The 16,365-nt window shown below is 70.5% G+C and carries 17 protein-coding genes and 1 pseudogene; 9 read left to right on the top strand and 9 right to left on the bottom strand.

The window, feature by feature from the left end; translation table 11 throughout:
* Positions 1 to 16 precede the first annotated feature (16 nt).
* Positions 17 to 826 carry an alpha/beta fold hydrolase gene (locus tag AB8O64_RS01415; protein ID WP_370417386.1) on the bottom strand — a complete coding sequence of 270 codons (810 nt, stop codon included), beginning with the start codon at positions 824 to 826 and terminating at the stop codon, positions 17 to 19.
* Positions 827 to 915: 89 nt separating this feature from the next.
* On the opposite strand from AB8O64_RS01415, the gene AB8O64_RS01410 reads away from it, so the two are divergent.
* Complete coding sequence (locus tag AB8O64_RS01410) at positions 916 to 1,389, top strand: MarR family winged helix-turn-helix transcriptional regulator (protein WP_370417385.1); 474 nt, start codon at positions 916 to 918, stop codon at positions 1,387 to 1,389.
* A gap of 10 nt (positions 1,390 to 1,399) precedes the next feature.
* On the opposite strand, the gene AB8O64_RS01405 is transcribed toward AB8O64_RS01410, so the two are convergent.
* On the bottom strand, positions 1,400 to 2,440 hold the full coding sequence (locus AB8O64_RS01405) for a Rieske 2Fe-2S domain-containing protein (protein ID WP_370417383.1): 1,041 nt from the start codon (positions 2,438 to 2,440) through the stop codon (positions 1,400 to 1,402).
* Positions 2,437 to 4,020 (bottom strand): flavin-containing monooxygenase, encoded by a 1,584-nt coding sequence (locus tag AB8O64_RS01400; protein WP_370417381.1) that lies wholly within the window; start codon positions 4,018 to 4,020, stop codon positions 2,437 to 2,439. The genes AB8O64_RS01405 and AB8O64_RS01400 overlap by 4 nt, the downstream gene beginning before the upstream one ends.
* Positions 4,021 to 4,332: 312 nt before the next feature.
* Here AB8O64_RS01400 and AB8O64_RS01395 point away from each other — a divergent pair, with 312 nt between their 5' ends.
* Positions 4,333 to 5,712 carry a tetratricopeptide repeat protein gene (locus AB8O64_RS01395; RefSeq protein ID WP_370417379.1) on the top strand — a complete coding sequence of 460 codons (1,380 nt, stop codon included), beginning with the start codon at positions 4,333 to 4,335 and terminating at the stop codon, positions 5,710 to 5,712.
* A 116-nt stretch (positions 5,713 to 5,828) separates the two neighbouring features.
* On the opposite strand, the gene AB8O64_RS01390 is transcribed toward AB8O64_RS01395, so the two are convergent.
* Positions 5,829 to 6,362: a hypothetical protein gene (locus AB8O64_RS01390; RefSeq protein WP_370417378.1), complete on the bottom strand. Its 534-nt coding sequence runs from the start codon at positions 6,360 to 6,362 to the stop codon at positions 5,829 to 5,831.
* Positions 6,363 to 6,903: 541 nt separating this feature from the next.
* Positions 6,904 to 7,344 (bottom strand): hypothetical protein, encoded by a 441-nt coding sequence (locus AB8O64_RS01385; protein ID WP_370417377.1) that lies wholly within the window; start codon positions 7,342 to 7,344, stop codon positions 6,904 to 6,906.
* 266 nt (positions 7,345 to 7,610) lie between these two features.
* Between AB8O64_RS01385 and AB8O64_RS01380 the strand changes: the two genes are divergently transcribed.
* The gene (locus AB8O64_RS01380) at positions 7,611 to 7,973 is read left to right on the top strand and encodes a signal peptidase I (RefSeq protein WP_356454272.1); all 363 of its coding nucleotides are present in this window, start codon (positions 7,611 to 7,613) and stop codon (positions 7,971 to 7,973) included.
* Positions 7,974 to 7,995: 22 nt separating this feature from the next.
* Here the strand turns inward: AB8O64_RS01380 and cynR are convergent, their stop codons facing one another.
* Entirely contained in the window at positions 7,996 to 8,901 is a 906-nt protein-coding gene (gene cynR, locus AB8O64_RS01375; protein ID WP_370417375.1) for a transcriptional regulator CynR, read from the bottom strand.
* A gap of 124 nt (positions 8,902 to 9,025) precedes the next feature.
* Between cynR and AB8O64_RS01370 the strand changes: the two genes are divergently transcribed.
* The 4 genes from AB8O64_RS01370 to AB8O64_RS01355 all read left to right on the top strand — a co-directional run bounded on the left by AB8O64_RS01370 (position 9,026) and on the right by AB8O64_RS01355 (position 11,322).
* Positions 9,026 to 9,628 carry a carbonic anhydrase gene (locus AB8O64_RS01370; protein ID WP_370417374.1) on the top strand — a complete coding sequence of 201 codons (603 nt, stop codon included), beginning with the start codon at positions 9,026 to 9,028 and terminating at the stop codon, positions 9,626 to 9,628.
* A 114-nt stretch (positions 9,629 to 9,742) separates the two neighbouring features.
* Positions 9,743 to 10,213: a cyanase gene (cynS, locus tag AB8O64_RS01365; protein WP_370417372.1), complete on the top strand. Its 471-nt coding sequence runs from the start codon at positions 9,743 to 9,745 to the stop codon at positions 10,211 to 10,213.
* A gap of 87 nt (positions 10,214 to 10,300) precedes the next feature.
* Positions 10,301 to 10,798 (top strand): nucleoside deaminase, encoded by a 498-nt coding sequence (locus AB8O64_RS01360; RefSeq protein WP_370417371.1) that lies wholly within the window; start codon positions 10,301 to 10,303, stop codon positions 10,796 to 10,798.
* 53 nt (positions 10,799 to 10,851) lie between these two features.
* Complete coding sequence (locus AB8O64_RS01355; RefSeq protein WP_370417370.1) at positions 10,852 to 11,322, top strand: GNAT family N-acetyltransferase; 471 nt, start codon at positions 10,852 to 10,854, stop codon at positions 11,320 to 11,322.
* Between the two features lie 25 nt (positions 11,323 to 11,347).
* Here AB8O64_RS01355 and AB8O64_RS01350 read toward each other — a convergent pair whose 3' ends face one another.
* The gene (locus AB8O64_RS01350) at positions 11,348 to 12,847 is read right to left on the bottom strand and encodes an alpha/beta fold hydrolase (RefSeq protein ID WP_370417369.1); all 1,500 of its coding nucleotides are present in this window, start codon (positions 12,845 to 12,847) and stop codon (positions 11,348 to 11,350) included.
* Between the two features lie 79 nt (positions 12,848 to 12,926).
* On the opposite strand from AB8O64_RS01350, the pseudogene AB8O64_RS01345 reads away from it, so the two are divergent.
* Positions 12,927 to 13,850: pseudogene (locus AB8O64_RS01345) on the top strand (MerR family transcriptional regulator); the annotation flags it as partial.
* Positions 13,851 to 13,919: 69 nt separating this feature from the next.
* Here AB8O64_RS01345 and AB8O64_RS01340 read toward each other — a convergent pair.
* Entirely contained in the window at positions 13,920 to 14,636 is a 717-nt protein-coding gene (locus AB8O64_RS01340) for a TetR/AcrR family transcriptional regulator (RefSeq protein WP_370417368.1), read from the bottom strand.
* Positions 14,637 to 14,729: 93 nt separating this feature from the next.
* Here AB8O64_RS01340 and AB8O64_RS01335 point away from each other — a divergent pair, with 93 nt between their 5' ends.
* Positions 14,730 to 15,062: a darcynin family protein gene (locus tag AB8O64_RS01335; RefSeq protein ID WP_370417367.1), complete on the top strand. Its 333-nt coding sequence runs from the start codon at positions 14,730 to 14,732 to the stop codon at positions 15,060 to 15,062.
* Here AB8O64_RS01335 and AB8O64_RS01330 read toward each other — a convergent pair.
* A complete protein-coding gene (locus AB8O64_RS01330; RefSeq protein ID WP_370417365.1) occupies positions 14,992 to 16,314 on the bottom strand; it encodes a glycosyltransferase in 1,323 nt (440 codons plus the stop codon). The genes AB8O64_RS01335 and AB8O64_RS01330 overlap by 71 nt on opposite strands.
* Positions 16,315 to 16,365 lie beyond the last annotated feature (51 nt).

Below are 16,365 nucleotides of genomic sequence, written 5' to 3'. Positions count from 1 at the left end.
CGGACGTCCGGCCCCGTCACAAGCCGTGCAGGAACTCCTCGAGGGCCTGGTTGAAGGCGTCCGGCTGCTCCATGTTGGGGAAGTGGCCGGTGCCTTCGACGGCGGTCACGCGGCCGTCGGTGACGGCACGGGCGACGTGCTCGGCCATGCCGATGAGGTCGGACGCGTCGAGTGCGCCGTTGAGCGCCAGGACGGGAACGGAGATGTCCTTCGCGCGCGTCGCGGTGTCGAGCACCGGAACGTTGAAGTCCGTTTCGTCGGCGGTGTGCTTGGCGATGGTCCGCCCGGCCATCTCCCGCAGCCGTCGTACGAGGTCGGGGTGGACGGCGTCGGGCGTGCGGTGCGGGCCGGCCGCGGAGAGCGCGAACGTGTCGAGCCAGCCCCCGATGTCACCGGCCCCCAGCGCGCTGAACTGGGCGGCCCGCAGCTCCTCGGTCCAGGGGTCGCCGGGTCCCGGGGTGCCGCCACCGCTGACGACCAGGGCCCGCACCAGGCCGGGGTGCTCCAGCGTGGTGTCGACCGCGATGTTCGCCCCCATCGACACCCCGACGAGGACCGCCGGGCCGACATCGAGGTGACGCAACAGCGCGGCGACGTCGTCGGCCTGGCGGAACGGTCCGCTCGCGTTGGAGGACCAGCCGTGTCCGCGGGCATCCGGGGCGATCACCCGGTGGTGACGCGCGAGCGCCGGTATCTGGTCGTCCCACATGGTGTGGTCCAGGAAGCCCGCGTGCAGCAGCACCAGGGGCGCTCCGCTGCCGGTGTCGCGATAGGCGAGGGGGCCGTCGTGGCTCTCGAAGGTGCGGAGTTCGGAGGCGTGGTTCATGACAACCAAGGTGCCATATTCCCACGGGTTCGACAACCAAGTTGTCATGTGTTCCTGAAAGACGGCACCCCGGGTGTCATCATGGTCCGGTGACCGACACCGATCAGCCCCTCCCGCCCGACGACCTCGCTCCCCGACTCATGGAGGTGTTCGCCCTGGTGGGGCCGCTGTACCGGCGTGTCCAGCGCAAGGTCGAACAGGACGCGCCGAACCAGGGGGTCTCCGTCGGGGTGCGTGGCGTCCTGGAACTGCTCAAGGAGCACGGCCCCATGACCGTCCCGCAGATGGGCCGCGCCCAGGCGCTGAGCCGCCAGTTCGTGCAGCGCATGGTCAACGACGCCGCGGCACGACACCTCGTCGACATCCTCCCGAACCCGGCCCACCAGCGGTCCTCGCTCATCTCGCTGACCGACGACGGCCGGGCGGCCATCGCCGCCGTGCTCCACCACGAACACGCCCTGTTGCGCCAGGTCGGCGGGGACCTCACCGACGCCGACGTCACGACCTGCGTACGGGTCCTCGGCCGGATGCTGGAACTCTTCGACGACGTCGACGTGAACTGAACCCGTTGCCTCACGGTCCCGGAGGGAGGTTGCGCCGGTAGAAGCGCCGGTACGCGCGCACCGAGTCGCCGTCCGCCGCCGACCACAGGTCCTTGGCCACCGGGCGCCGCCATCGCAGGACGTCCACGTCGGACGCGGCGTTGCGCCGCACCACGCGCCGCAGGAACGCCGCCCACAGCCGGTTGACCGGCCACAGCAGCCAGTCCGGGCCGAGCTTGCGGACGACGACGGCCCAGATCGCGATCGTCAGGCCGGGACGCACGGGGCTCACGGCGGCGATCACGGTGAGCATCGGCGGTTCGGCGTCCGGCTCCGGCCGGGACTGGGCCGTGACCAGGGCCAGGGTCGGGCCGGCCATCGTGACCAGGGCATACGGGCGGAAACGCTGCACACGAGTGACGTTCGTGTCGACCGGCTGGATCACGAAGGAGAAGTGACGCCCTTCGTCGCGCAGCGGAACGTACCTCATCGGCCCCGGCGCGCCGTGCGCGCAGGGCCAGTGCGCGACATCGGTGACGTGCTCGCTGACGGTCAGCAGGTCCGAGTGGCACACGTGCACCTCGCCGGGCAGGTACAGAAATCGCCGGCGGTCCCGCGCGTGGTCGAGGTCGGTGAAAGGTGCCGCGGGGCCGGGGCCGTGCCAGAACCAGACGCACCCGCTGTGTTCGGCCACGGTGAGACTGCGCTGCGCGGCCCGGGACGGGATGCGGCAACCGCCGGGGATCTGCACGCAGCGGCCCGCGACGTCGAATTCCCAGGCGTGGAATCCGCAGGTCAGGCTTTCCTCGCGGACGTATCCTCCCCGGGCCAGATGCGCGCCCATGTGGCAGCACTGACTCTCGATCATGCCGACCTGCCCGCTCTCCGTTCTGAACAGGGCGTACTCCTGCGACATATAGGTGACCGGCACCACCTGACCGCGCCGCAGGTGCTTGCTGAACCGCGCGAAGTACCAGCCGGTGGGGCAGACGACGGGCTCGGGGACGACGTTCGGCGGCAGGTGGTCGTGGACCTCCCGGTCGTAGGGTCGCAGGTGCGGACGTCGGGTCATGGCTGCTCTCCTCGCTGCTCCCCGTGCGCGGGCTGCGTGTGGTGGCTGTCCTGCGGCGTCGCGGGAGCGGGCAGGTGGACGCGGCCGGTCGGGGTGTGCCAGATGTAGGCGCGGGGATCGAAGCGGCTCAGCCGGTGGACGAGCCGCCCGGTGGACCAGGGCCATACGAAGGTGTTCCGCCCGCTGGGGGCGAGGTAGTAGCTGGCGCAGCCGCCGGAGTTGTACACCGTGGTCCGCAGCGCCTCCTGCACGGCCGCGTTGTAGGTGGCCTGCACGCCCGGCCGGACGTCCAGGGCGGCATGGCCACTGCGGCCGAGATGGGTCAGGGCCGCGGTGAGGTACGTCAGCTGGGCTTCGAGGGCGGTGATCGCGGAGGTGGATCCGCCGAGCAGATTGGGCCCCAGGAGCACGAAGAGGTTGGGGAATCCGCTGACGCTGGTACCCAGGTAGGCCTGTGGCTCTCCGCCCCAGGCATCGTGGAGGGTGCGGCCGTTCACACCGTGCAGACTCCGGGCCAGTGGCAGCTCACCGACGCGGAAGCCCGTGGCCGTGACGAGGACGTCGGCCCGGACCGCGGTGCCGTCGGCCCCGAGGATCTCCTGGCCACGGACAGCCGTCACGGCCGTGGGGTGCAGGTGAACGTGCGGCCGGGCCAGGGTGGGGTAGTAGGTGCTGGACGTCAGGAGGCGCTTGCAGCCCAGTCGGTAGTCCGGTGTGAGCGCCCGGCGCAGCCGCCGGTCACGGATCGCGAGCCGCAGGTGCGCACGGGCGCCCACCTCGACGAGGCGCGCGAGCTCCGGATGACGGAAGGCGCAGCCGAGGCTCTCCTGCAGCCCGTACTGTCCGGCACGCAAGGCCCGCCGGGCTCCGGGAAGACGGTCCAGGCACCGGTTGACCGCGGCGGGGACCGGCAGGTCCGGTTTGGGCAGCACCCATGGGGCGGTCCGCTGGAAGAGGTGCACCGCCGAAGCGCGCGCCTGGACGGCCGGGACGAGCTGGATGGCGGAGGCGCCGCTCCCCACCACGGCCACACGGCGGCCGGTCAGCTCGACGTCGTGGTCCCAGCGGGCGGTGTGGAGCACGGGTCCGGGGAATTCGTCGACGCCGGGCACGTCGAGGCCGCGCGGCTCGTGCCACGGCCCGGTGGCCAGGACCAGTATCGCGGCGGTGCGGGGCCCGTCACTGGTGTCCAGCCGCCAGCGCCCGACGCCCGGGTCCCACCGTGCTCCCAGGACCCGCACTCCGCAGCGCAGCACGTCGCCGAGCCCGTACCGCTCGGCCGTCGACCGCAGATAGGCGTGTATCTCACGCTGCCCGGCGAAGACTCTCGTCCAGGCGGTGCCCGGGGTGAAGGAGTAGCTGTACAGCGTCGAGGGCACATCGCAGGCGCAGCCCGGGTATGTGTTGTCCCTCCAGGTGCCGCCGAGTTGTGGTCCCTTCTCCAGGAGGAGCACGTCGTGGAACCCCGCCCGGCGCAGTCGGACGGCGGCGCCGATGCCGGAGAAGCCCGCTCCGACGACCACGACGTGCGTGTCCCGGCCGGGCCGGGCGGGCTGCGCCGGGATCACCGCATCGGTCATCAACGGGCCTTTCCATGATTACAGTCCGGATTGCGCCAGAGTGTCGTGTTGGCCGGGTTCCTGGCAGAGCGCGAACCGCGGCGCCCGGATCGCGGGGCGCGGCGCGGCGTGCCCCGCACGCCCGTCCGTTCACCTGCCGCCGGGCCGACGGCGTTCAGCCCCTCCACCTGCTTCCGGCTGCCCGCGAGGGGGCAGGCATGAAAGGCCGTCGCGATCAGGAAGGCGGCCGGACACAGGGCAAGAGGGCTGCCGCGGTGACGCGGCGGTCGCACGGGAGGAACCGGAGTGGGGACAGACCGGCACGCTTTGGCGATGACGCACACCAGTGCCGACGCGGTGCGGCACTACGAGAGGGCACTGGAGCATCTGCTCTTCTTCCGTGACGAGGTCACCACCGAGGTCCGGGCGGCGCTCCGTGCCTCCCCGCACTCGGTCATGGCGAACGTCCTCACTGCCTACCTCGGCCTGCTCGGGACGGAGGAGAAAGACGCGGCCGAGGCCCGCGCGTCCTTCGACGCGTTCCGCAGGGGCGCGCCCCTGACGGACGTCACGCCTCGGGAGCGCATGCACCTCGCGGCCGCGTCCTCCTGGCTGGACGGCGACATCCATGGGGCCGGCCGCATCCTCGGCGAGATCAGTGTGGCCAGTCCGCGGGACGCCCTGGCCCTGGCGGTGGGCCACCAGATCGACTTCTTCACCGGCAGCGCCGCGCTGCTGCGTGACCGCGTGGGCGGGGCGCTGTCCGCCTGGGACGAGGACGACCCGCACTTCGGGCTGCTGCTCGGCATGTACGCCTTCGGCCTGGAGGAGGCCGGCCACTACAGCCGGTCGGAGCAGGTGGGACTGGCGGCCGTCGAACGCAACGCGCGCGACGTGTGGGGCATCCACGCCGTGGTGCACGCCTACGAGATGCAGGGCCGGTTCGCCGACGGCATCCGCTACCTGGACGACCGCGCGGGCGACTGGACGGACGGCAACTACCTCAAGGTCCACAACTGGTGGCACTACGCCCTCTACGTACTCGAGACGGGGCGCACGGACCAGGTGCTGGCGGTCTACGACGACGCCGTGCACCACGAGGGATCAGCGGGGGTGGCGATGGAGCTGCTGGACGCGTCGTCCTTGCTGTGGCGACTGCATCTGGCCGGCACCGACACCGGAAGCCGCTGGGCGACGCTCGCCGATGCCTGGGCCGGACGCGAGGACGGCGCCTACTACGTCTTCAACGACATCCACGCCGTCATGGCCTACGTCGGCGCGGACCGGACGCTTGAGGCCGAACGTCTCGTCCGCGACCGGGAGGCCTGGATCCGGTCGACCCGTCCGGAGGTCTCCAATGTGGCGATGACCGCCGAGGTCGGACTGCCGGTGAGCCGGGCGCTGCTCGCGTACGGGCGGCAGCGGTACGACGAGGCAGTCGATCTCCTGCTTCCGTTGCGGTACCGCCTGCACCTCTTCGGGGGCAGTCACGCCCAGCGGGACGCCGTACAGCGGACCTTGGTGGAGGCGGCTCTTCGCGCCGGACGGCACGACGTGGCACGTGCGCTGCTGAGCGAGCGCACCGGCCTGCGCCCGGTGAGCCCCTACAACTGGGGAGCCCGGGCGCGGCTCGCCGACCACCTCGGCGACACGGCCCGGGCTGCCGCCGACCGTCGCCGGGCGCGGGAGCAGGCGGCGGCGGTCATCGGCTGACGAGAGGCCTCGGCGTACGTGCCGAAGGCACCGCGAGGTGCGCGGTGCCTTCGGTGTTCGCGGACGACGTCAGGCGCGTGCGATGTCGGACATGTTGACGTCGGAAGGCTTCGAGGTCAGGCGCGCACGGTGTACCACGCGCCGAGGCCGCTGCACCCGGTCGCGTTGTAGGTGGTGCTCCGGTAGCCGGCCGGAATGGGCGAGCCCGGGCAGGTCCAGATGCCGTTGCGGACCAGCTGGTGGTACCAGGCGCCGATGCCGCTGCACCCGGTGCGTTGGTACATGGTGGTCACGTACCCGGACACGATGGGCGAGCCCGAGCAGGTCCAGATCCCGTCACGGGCCAGCTGGTGGTACCAGGCCCCGATGCCGCTGCAGCCGTTGCGGTCATACATGGTGGAGACGTACCCGGTCACGATCGGCGAGCCGGCGCAGGTCCAGATCCCGTCGCGGGCGGGCTGCTGGAACCAGGCTCCCGCGCCGTTGCAGCCATTGCGGTCGTACATGGTGATGACGTACCCGGCCGGAACGGGCGCCCCGGAGCAGGACCACCCACCGGCCGCGGCCTTGGCCTCGGCGGGCGCGGCGGCGGCTGTGCCGGTGGCGGCGCCGGTGAGGACGGCCGCGATCAGTGCGACGGCTCCTACCATCGCGGAGATCCGTCTTCGGACGGCCGCGATCGCCGTACGGGTGCCCCACAGCTGACGTAATTGGCTGTTCACTTCACACCAGTCCTATCGACATGCGCACGGGAAGTCTCTCGATGGCCGCGAACACCTGTCGGCACAGCAGGGAGGCCCCTTCTTGCTCGGCCGACTTACTCGACCTCGCCGAGGAAATGAGGGCTTCTCGCCCAGGGGGAAACAGGGGCCGGAGTATCGGAACGGGAATGCGCGATGGAGCGGAGAAAATGATTCCGGTTCGGTGGCGGGGCTGCTGTGCACGGTGAGCAGGCTGCGCGTTCATCGGCATCTTGTCGCGTATCCCTCAGCCGGGCAAGGGGCCCTCTGTGAAGGAGTTTGCCGGGGAGCGGTTGCCGCGGGGGGGCGAGGTCAGGCGCGGTGCGGACGGCAGGACGCGGCGGGCGCGGGAGGTCTTCGCTTCTCCGGTCCGCGGGCGCGGCTTTCCGCTGTCGAGAGAAAATCGGTGTGTGAAGGGCCCGCTGTTTCGCCGCGGGCCCTTCACGATCCGCTATGAGGAACGGCGACGCCGGGAGGCCCGGCGAATCAGGAAGATCACCAGCACGATCAGCGCCACCACGAAAAGGGTGCCGAGGAGCATGACCACCAGCAGGGCGGCGCCCAGCTTACGGAAGAGGCCCTTCTTCTTCTTGTTCTTTTTCTTCTTCTTGTCCTTGCCCTTGGCCAACTTCTTGTAGTCCGCCGTCTTGTGGTGCGACGAGGAGAGGGATCCGTGCTGGGACGCTGCCGCGCCCACCGCCCCGGCAGTCATCGGACGGGCGTCCGTGCTGCTGAGGAGGGAGTGCTGGCCGGTCCCGGCCGGGGTGTGCACGCCGGCGGCCGACGCGGGCGTTGCCAGCAGGGCGGCGCCCAGTGTGAGGGCGATGAGCAGGGAAACCCTGCGGGCCAGGCGCTGTCGGCGCCTTCCCTTGTATTGCTGCTCGCTCTTCATGCGCGTGCCCCCTGTATCGGTGCTCTCGTGGTTCGGTGCGCCTCGCCTGCGCGGGGCGCACCCATTATCGACACACCAGAGGCGTGCCCGGTTCCGGGCTGTTGATGCGCGGTATTGATACCGAGTCGAGGCCTCTTGGGGTATTCGCGTGAAAGCGAATGGGCTGGGCATTTATCCGGCTTGAGGTTTTGGGTCGCGGACAATTGATCAAAAAACAACCGGGCCGGACCGACGCCCCGGCGCTCCCGCTGCTACCTTCCGGGTCCATGGACGACAGTGTGTATGTGGGCAACGCGGGGCGGGACGCGGCGCTGGACCGAGGATGGCTGCTCGGACACTTCAAGGACACCGCGGACCCCCGGCACAGCGAGGACGTCGAGATCAAGTGGGGTGTCCATCAGCGGGGCGACAAACGCACGCGATGGGTGAACGGCGAGGAACGGACCGCCCTGCTGGTCCTCATCAGCGGCCGCTTCCGCGTGGAACTCCCCGGTCGCAGTGTGGTGTTGGAGCGGCAGGGCGACTACGTCGTCTGGGGCCGGGGTGTCGACCACTCCTGGTGTGCCGAGGAGGAATCCGTCGTACTGACGGTCCGCTGGCCGTCCGTCCCGGGTTATCGGGCCGAGTGAGTGGTCACCCCGTGCTTCGCCTTCACGCAGGGGTGTAGCCGCGGGTGTGTACATGGTCCTCGACGATCCGGGTGAACGCCCGGGTGGCGGCGCTTCGGTAGGCGTTCTCGCGGCGCAGCAGGCTGACCGTACGGGAGGGGAGGGCGGGGTCGAGGGGGACGGGTGTGAGGTGGGGGTGGTCGTGGGTGATGGCGTCGGGCAGGACCGTGGCGAGGGTGGTGCGCTGGACGATTTCGGTCAGGGCCTGGATGGAGTTGGCCTCCACCACGATGCGCGGCGTGACGCGGTGCGCGGCGAAGTAGGCGTCGATATGGCCGCGGGTGGCGAAGTCGCCGCTCAGCAGCGCGAGATGGCGGTCGGAGAGATCCCGGACCGGTAGCGGATCCGGCCCCTCGGCGCCGGTCCGGCCGGTGCCGGTCACGAGGCCGAGAGTCTCGGTGAACAGGGCGGTTGCCGTGATGCCCGGCAAGTGGGAGCCGTGGAACGCGATGCCGAGGTCCACTTCGTCGGCCAGCAGGCCCGCCTCCATGCGGTCCTGAGGCAGCTCTTTGACGTCCAGGGTGATGCCGGGATGGCGGGCGTGCAGCTCGGCGATGAGCGGACCGATGAGATACGCGGTGAAGGTGGGCGTGAAGGCCAGGCGGAGGTGGCCACGGGAGAGGTCGGCCACATCCACCACGGCACGTTCGGCGGCGGCGAGGTCACGCAGGGCGCGACGGGCGTAGTGCACGTACGTTTCACCGGCATCGGTGAGACGGACCGTACGGCCCGTGCGGTCGAGAAGCTGGGCGCCGACAGTGCGCTCGAGCTGCTTGATCTGCTGGGAGAGCGTGGGCTGCGAGATGTGCAGATCTTCGGCGGCGCGGGTGAAGTTGGCGTGCTCGGCGACGGCGAGCAGATAGCGCAGATGACGGAGTTCCAGAGCCATGACCACAACTATAGATGTCATCGATAGTAGCCATGAATATCAGGTATTGGACGCTATAGAAGCAGGTCATGCATGGTGGATCTCGTCAGCCCCACGGGGCGGACAGCCACCGAAGGGAGTGACCATGCAAGACCTCACCGAGGGTGTCGCGCGTTTCCAGCGGGACGTCCACCCGGCCAAGGCGGAGCTCTTCGCCCACCTGGCCGCGACGCACCGGCCGACGACGCTGTTCATCAGCTGTTCCGACGCCCGTGTGGTGCCTGAGCTGCTCACCCAGAGTGAGCCGGGTGACTTGTTCGTCATCCGCACCGCCGGAAACCTCGTCCCCGCCTACACCCCCGGCTCCGACGGGGTGGCGGCCAGCATCGAATACGCCGTGGCCGTCCTGGGCGTACGCGACATCGTGGTGTGCGGGCACTCCGCCTGCGGTGCGATGACCGCACTCGCCGAGGACCACGACCTGGGCGGTGCCCCCGCGATCGCCGACTGGCTGCGCCACGCGGACGCCTCCCGGGCCCGTACCACCGCGGAAACCGGCACGGACAAGGTGGCCGCCCTGGTGCGCGGAAACGTGCTCGCCCAACTGGCGAACCTCGCCACCCACCCCTCGGTGGCCCGTGCCCTGGCGCAGAACACCGTCACCCTGCACGGCTGGGTCTACGACATCCCCACCGGCGCGGTCGAGAACGTGACCGCGGCCGGTCGCCCAGGTGCCCTCGCGGCCTGAGCCGGCCGCCCCCATCCCGATCACCCCGGAGCCGTTCCCACGGCTCGCGGGTCCCCAGAAGCTGCCGTCCCCCTTCTCCTCGGGAGCGGCACCCCCCGAAAGGAAACCCTTCTCATGGTGCACGCCCAGTTCGACCCCACCGCCCGTCAGGCCCTCGCTGTGAAGGCGGTCGAGGCCAAGGTGCGCAAGGACCTTTCCTGGCAGCAGATCGCCGACGCCGCGGGCCTGTCGGTCGCCTTCGTCACCGCCGCCGTGCTCGGCCAGCACCCCCTGCCGGAGAACTCGGCCAAGGCTGTCGCCGAACTCCTGGGCCTGGACGACGACGCCGCGATGCTGCTGCAGACCATCCCGACGCGCGGCTCCATCCCCGGCGCCGTTCCGACCGACCCGACCATCTACCGCTTCTACGAGATGCTGCAGGTCTACGGCACCACGCTCAAGGCCCTGGTCCACGAGCAGTTCGGCGACGGCATCATCAGCGCGATCAACTTCAAGCTGGACGTGAAGAAGGTCGCCGACCCCGAGGGCGGCGAGCGCGCGGTGATCACCCTGGACGGCAAGTACCTGCCGACCAAGCCCTTCTGATCCGGCTCACCCCACTGATCCGGTAGACCCCGGGGCGGGCCCGTGGCGACGAGGCCGTCGGCCCGCCCCCTCCCGTAAGGAACCCTCATGGACTTCGCACAGCGCACCATCGACATCGCCCGCCGCAACGTCGAAGAGGGCGGCCGTCCGTTCGCGACCGTCATCGTCAAGGACGGGGACATCCTGGCCGAGAGCCCGAACCTGGTCGCCCAGACCGCCGACCCGACCGCCCACGCCGAAATCCTCGCCATCCGTGAGGCCTGCGTGAAGCTGGGCACCGAGCATCTGACCGGTACCACCATCTACGTGCTCGCCCACCCCTGCCCGATGTGCCTGGGATCGCTGTACTACTGCTCCCCGGACGAGGTCGTCTTCCTCACCACCCGCGACGCCTACGAGCCGCACTACGTGGACGACCGCAAGTACTTCGAACTCGACACCTTCTACGGTGAGTTTTCCAAGGACTACACCGAGCGGCGCCTGCCCATGCGCCACGAGGCCCGTGACGCCGCGGTCGAGGTGTACAAGTTCTGGCAGGAGCGCAACGGCGGTGAGCGCCGCGTGGCAGGCGCCCCCACCGCTTGAGGGGACGGCTGACCCCTCACAAATCACTTGATCCGTCGGCATAGGGTTCCCGCATGACGACCACGCTCCGCCTGGAGAAGATCACTGCCGACAACTTCGACGCGGCGATCGGCCTCACCGTACGCCCCGACCAGGAGCACCTGGTGGCTCCTGTCGTGAAGTCCCTCGCCGAGGCGTATGTGCACCCCGATACCGCCTGGCCCCGCCTCGTCCTCGACGGCGACAGGCCCGTCGGCTTCCTCATGGCCTTCCTCGGCATCGACTTCGCCGGTGACGGTACGGGCACCGACATCCGATCGGGCCTGTGGCGCCTCAACATCGCCGCCGGCGAGCAGGGCCGCGGCTACGGCCGCTTCGCGGTCGAGTCCGTGGCCGCCGAGATCCGCCGCCGTGGCGGCACCCGCCTCACCACCACCTGGCACCCGGGCGAGGACGGCCCCGAACGCTTCTACCTGGCGCTCGGCTTCCGGCCGACAGGGGAGATGAGCGGGGACCAGACGGTGGGGGAACTGGAGTTGGGCTAGACACCGGCCCGCCGGTGGGCGGGCCTCAGTTCCGCAGGTGCCCCAGCACCGATCGCACCGCGCGGTCCACGGCCTGGCGCGCCTGCTCGGTGTGGTCGGTCGTCTCGAACCCGTGGTGACCGAGCGGTATGTCGATCACCTCGACAGCGGCTTCGCAGTCCGTGGCCGCCGCCAGGAATTCCTCGACCGTCCGCGCGATCGCCGCGCTCTCCAGGCCCACCCGGGTCAGCACGACCGGCAAGGGCCCGGCGGCACGCACCGCGGCCGCAGGGCGGAACCGGTCGCTCAGCCCCCAGTTCGGCAGCGGCGCGAGTATCGGGTACGTCGCCGCCACACACCGCAACCACGGCGGGGGAGCCGCGAGCCAGTCCGCCGACAGCAGCCCGCCACCGGAGAAGTACCACAGCGCGACGCGTTCCCCGTCGACGCGCGGATCAGCGCGTACGAGCTCGACGGCTTCGGCGACATCCTCGGCGGCCCGTTCGTAATCGGCGAGATCGTGCAGCCGGTGGTCCAGCGTCACCCCGACCGTTCCCAGACTCGCCACGTACCGGCCGTAGCCGACATAAGCCGGCCAGTCGCGTGGTGTCGGCCGGGCGTCGGCCGGAACGGGCCCGCCATGGACGAACACCACCGCCGGACGCGGCCGGTCGGCATCGGGCAGGTAGAGGTCGACCCGCCCCACCCGCTCGCGAGGCCGCTCCGGCACTTCCATGAGGAAGGACCGCAGGTGCGCGGGCTGTGCGCTCGGCGCGGCCAGCCGGTGCCCTTCCCCCGCGGCGGCCCGGAGCAGTACCCCGGCCAGTTCGCCGGGGGTGGACAGCATCGGCCAGTGCCCGGTGTCGAGTTCGAAGAAAGTCACCCGCGGGTCGACGAGCGCCCGGAAGCGGGGATCCCCCAATCCCACCAGCGACTCGACCATGGCGATGCCCGCACCATTGGCCGTGCACAGGACGCCGGTCATCGGCAGCCCGGAAGTCGCCCCCGACAGCCGGAGCGGCTGGGTGAGGGTGCCCAGCGGCTGCGGTGCGGCAAGGCGCACCAGCCGATCCAGCGCTTGGGCGGGGATGCCGACGGTGCTGCCCCAGCGGTGCCACTCGTCGTGGGACGGCGGGGTGACCGACCCGTCGCCCTCGGCCTGCTCCGCCCGCAGCAGCCGGTCGCGGACCGCCCGGTCGGGTACCAGCTCGAGGGCCGCATCGCCGTCCCGGGGCATGCCCGCGTCCAGATGGACGATCCGGGCGATCCGCTCCGGCCGTCGGTCGGCAGCGCCGAGCACCGGGTGGATGCCGTAGCAGTGACCGACGATCACCACCTCCGGCGCCCGAACCTGGTCGATCAACCGCACCAGATCCTCGATATGCGTCTCCAGGTCCGCCCCCGGTCCTGCCGTACCGCGGCGTTCACCCATGCCGGTGAGCGTCACCGGATACACCTCGGCTCCCGACTCTCCCAGTCGGGCTGCCACTTCCTCCCATACCCAGCCGCCGGTGAAGGCGCCGGACACCAGGATGAATGCCGTCATGAACATCTCCTCCCACACGTTGGCCCGCACGGCCGGCCACCGGGGCCGTCCGCGCTCACCGGTACGGTAAGAACTCCAGCTGGGGGAGGTTCAAGTCGTGTCGTCCGACAGCAAGCGGAGCCCTGACCACACGTGGAGCATCGGAGAGCTCGCCGAGCGCGCGGGGGTCACCGTCAAGACCGTCCGCTTCTACTCGGACCGGGGCCTGCTGCCGGAAGCCGGACGCAGCGCCGGGGGCCACCGGCGGTACGGGCCCGAAGCGCTCGACCGGCTGCGTCTGATCCGCTCCCTGCGCACCCTCGACCTCCCCGTCCCGGAAGTCGGCAGGATCCTCGACGAGGAGGACACACTGGAGGACGCCATCGCGGGCCAACTGCGGGAGGTCGGCTCGCGGATGGCCGCCCTGCGCTGGCGGGAGGCCGCCCTCCACCTGCTCCGCGACTGTGCCGCCGAAGAACGCGTCGACCGGTTGCGTCTGATCGGGGCGATGGCCACCCCGCCCAGCACGGCCCCACTGGCACGCTTCTGGCGGCGGTGGCTGCCGCCGCGGCTCCCGTCCCGGCTGGTCGCCACCATCGTCGAACAGGCGGTGCCGCAACCACCGGCGGATCCGACCCCCTCCCAGGTGCTGGCCTTCGCCCGGCTGCACGCCTTCACCTCCGGAGACTGCCGCGGCACCGATCGCGGACAGCCCATGGCACACCGCTCCGACAAGGGCTACCGCCCGGCCGTGCTCTACGACGGCCTCATCGAGGCGTTCGCGCTGGCCTCGCCGGAACTGCGGGCGCAGCGCGCGCCGCACCAGGGCGAGGCGCTCGAATGTTTCGTCTCCGCCTACGCCCGCGCGTGCGGTGCGCGCGACACTCCCGCCTTCCGCCACGGGCTCAGCGCCCAGCTCGCCGCGGACCCCCGCATCGACGGCTACTGGCGACTCGTCGCCGAACTGTCGGGCCCGTCACAACCGACCCCCGGCGCCGCGCACGACTGGCTCCGCGCCGCCCTCGTCGAGGGCGAACTCACCGTCCATGAACCAGCCATGCGCGGTCAAAGCCAGGAAGCTGAAATACGCCGGTCAGTCGGCGGTGTCACCCAGGGCGGTCAGGATGTCGTCGAGGGTGTGCTCGAAGAGCGGTTCGGGGTCGGTGAGGGCGAAGTCGAGGTGCCCGAAGACTTCCACGGCCACCGTCCCGTACAGACGGGCCCAGGAGGCGACGAACACGTAGATGACCTCCAGCGGTACCGGTTCGCCGGAGAGGTGTTCCCGCACCTCCTCCAGTTGCGTCACCCAGGCAGGATCCAGGCCGGCGGGCGGGTGAATCCTTCCGCTGCGCCATAGCCGGACCATGAGGCCGAGGATGACACCGCCGAAGCGCCAGCTCGAGTCGTGGGCGACGGTGCCGGGAGTGGTGTCGGCGTCGGTGACGGGCTTGGCGAACAACAGCGTGAACTCGTTGGGGTGGGCGAGTGCCCAGCGACGCAGCTCGCGGCCCGCCTCGCGCAGCTGCCGGCCCGGCTCGGCGGAGGGGTGACGGTCACGGGCCGCGGCCAGGGCAGTGGCCAGTTCGTCGTAGAGCGCCGAGGTCAGCGCCTGGATCAGGTCCCGGTGGCCGGCGTAGTAGCGGTAGAGGCCGGGCGCGGTCATGCCCATCTCGCGGGCGATGGCCCGCAGCGTGACGGCACCGGGGCCTTCCTCGACCAGTAGCCGCCGACCGGTGCGCAAGATCTCCGCCAGCGCCTCCTCACGTACGCGGTGGCGGCGGCCGGTACGGGTACCCGCAGTGCTCGACATGGGCTCGGACCACTTCCGTTGACAAAGTTAACACCTATCACTTTAGCTCTTCCCTGAAAGTTAATGGTGTTAACAACTGCTCCGGGAGAGTTCATGAAGTACGGCATCGTTCTGACCTACACCGTCACCGAGCGGTGGCTGGCGCTGTCACGCGAGGAGCGCAACGCGATGCGTGAGACGCATCTGGAGCCGGTCTTCGCCTCCTACGCCGACCGGGTCCGGGCCCGCTTCTTCGACGCCGAGGCGTTCAGCGGCCGAATCTCCGACTTCGCCGTGCTGGAGACCGAGGACCTGGGCGCGTACTACTTCCTGATCGAGGCCCTGCGCGACACGCCGGTCATCGCCGAGGGCTACCTCACCTTCGGCGAAGTCTTCCTGGGGGTCGAGGACGGCTTCCACCAGTACGAGCAGATGTTGTCCCGGTGACGCCGAGTGCACGGATGACCCCCGCGGTGCCGTCCTGCTGCTCGATCAACGCCCCGATGCGGCAGGTCCGTTCGCGGTAGCGGCTGTCGGCGAGGAGCCGTGTCAGGGCGAGGCCGAGACCGTCGGGGCCGAGACGGCGCATCGGGACAGTGGCGGGGGTGAGACCGAGGGAGCGGAGCCGGGCGGCCCAGAAGGGCTGGTCGAGCTTGAAGGGGACGGGGAGGGTGGGCAGAGCCGCTCGCAAGGAGGCATGAGTGGTTCCCGGCCCCGCGTGATGGACGGCGGCGGCCATACGCGGGAAGAGCCAGGCGTGAGGGCATTCCCCGATGGTGAGGATGTCGTCGCCGTCGCCTGTCAGGCCTGCCCAACCGTTCTGGACGACGGCGCGGATCCTGAGCCTGCGGACGGTGCGCGTGATGATCCGGGACAACCGTTCCGCCTGGTCTTCGCCCATGCTGCCGAAGCCGAAATACACGGGCGCGGGCCCGGAGGCGAGGAAATCGGTGAGACGCGCATCAGGGCGCCAGCCCGGCGGCTGAGCGGGCCGCCAGACTCCGACGGTCTTGTGCGCGGCAGGCAGAGGCATGCGGTCGGGCAGCAGAGCGCTGCTGAAACCGTAGTAGACGGTGTGGCGACGGGCGGAAGGGATCAGGGCGTCGCCGGTGAAGCGGTGACGCAGGCCGAGTTCGCGGCGTAGGGCGGTCATCACCGGTGCGTACAGCGGGCTCAGGGCCAATTTGACCAGCGCATCGGCGGCCGCGTAACGCGCGCGTGGGGTACCGGCGATGAGGCGGGGGAGCATCATGGCATGCGAGACGGTGTAGACGCCGTGGCACGGCAGACCGAGCCCTTGGCCGATGACGGCGGCCTGCGGGTGCAGCAGGGGGTGGGAGAGAAGAACGTCGGTGCCTTCACCGGCGGCTTCCAGAAGCACTGTGCCTGCGGTGAGCGCCATGTCCCGGCCGTTGTCGATACGCGCGCGGCGCGTTGTGTGTGCCCCGACCGCCGCCTCCTGTTCGTCCAGGGGCATGGCCCGTACCCGGAGCCCGTGTTCGCGGAAGAGGGCCGCGTACCGCCGTGAGGTCACCACGGTCACCTGGTGGCCCGCCCTGCTCAGGCCGGTTGCGAGGCCGGTGTAGGGGGCGATGTCGCCGGTGGTACCCCACGTGGCGCCGACGTCTCCCACCCGCAGGCCGAACTCGAGGCGCAGCTCGCCGAGGTGTACGCCCAGCCCGAGGCTGCCGCCCTTCACGGGTCGAGGCCTCCGGGAAGCTGAGGCGGCACGAGGGCACCGACGCAGCAC

The organism is Streptomyces sp. QH1-20 (assembly GCF_041283565.1).
GTDB lineage: Bacteria > Actinomycetota > Actinomycetes > Streptomycetales > Streptomycetaceae > Streptomyces > Streptomyces syringius.
The sequence above is the reverse complement of the archived record's forward strand: the minus strand, read 5'-3'. Positions and strand labels throughout refer to the sequence as shown.

Coding starts and splice junctions, on each gene's coding strand:
- AB8O64_RS01415 (WP_370417386.1), bottom strand. CDS start 826: ATGAACCACGCCTCCGAACTCCGCACCTTCGAGAGCCACGACGGCCCC.
- AB8O64_RS01405 (WP_370417383.1), bottom strand. CDS start 2,440: ATGACCCGACGTCCGCACCTGCGACCCTACGACCGGGAGGTCCACGAC.
- AB8O64_RS01400 (WP_370417381.1), bottom strand. CDS start 4,020: ATGACCGATGCGGTGATCCCGGCGCAGCCCGCCCGGCCCGGCCGGGAC.
- AB8O64_RS01395 (WP_370417379.1), top strand. CDS start 4,333: ATGACGCACACCAGTGCCGACGCGGTGCGGCACTACGAGAGGGCACTG.
- AB8O64_RS01390 (WP_370417378.1), bottom strand. CDS start 6,362: ATGGTAGGAGCCGTCGCACTGATCGCGGCCGTCCTCACCGGCGCCGCC.
- AB8O64_RS01385 (WP_370417377.1), bottom strand. CDS start 7,344: ATGAAGAGCGAGCAGCAATACAAGGGAAGGCGCCGACAGCGCCTGGCC.
- AB8O64_RS01380 (WP_356454272.1), top strand. CDS start 7,611: ATGGACGACAGTGTGTATGTGGGCAACGCGGGGCGGGACGCGGCGCTG.
- cynR (WP_370417375.1), bottom strand. CDS start 8,901: ATGGCTCTGGAACTCCGTCATCTGCGCTATCTGCTCGCCGTCGCCGAG.
- AB8O64_RS01370 (WP_370417374.1), top strand. CDS start 9,026: ATGCAAGACCTCACCGAGGGTGTCGCGCGTTTCCAGCGGGACGTCCAC.
- cynS (WP_370417372.1), top strand. CDS start 9,743: ATGGTGCACGCCCAGTTCGACCCCACCGCCCGTCAGGCCCTCGCTGTG.
- AB8O64_RS01360 (WP_370417371.1), top strand. CDS start 10,301: ATGGACTTCGCACAGCGCACCATCGACATCGCCCGCCGCAACGTCGAA.
- AB8O64_RS01355 (WP_370417370.1), top strand. CDS start 10,852: ATGACGACCACGCTCCGCCTGGAGAAGATCACTGCCGACAACTTCGAC.
- AB8O64_RS01350 (WP_370417369.1), bottom strand. CDS start 12,847: ATGACGGCATTCATCCTGGTGTCCGGCGCCTTCACCGGCGGCTGGGTA.
- AB8O64_RS01340 (WP_370417368.1), bottom strand. CDS start 14,636: ATGTCGAGCACTGCGGGTACCCGTACCGGCCGCCGCCACCGCGTACGT.
- AB8O64_RS01335 (WP_370417367.1), top strand. CDS start 14,730: ATGAAGTACGGCATCGTTCTGACCTACACCGTCACCGAGCGGTGGCTG.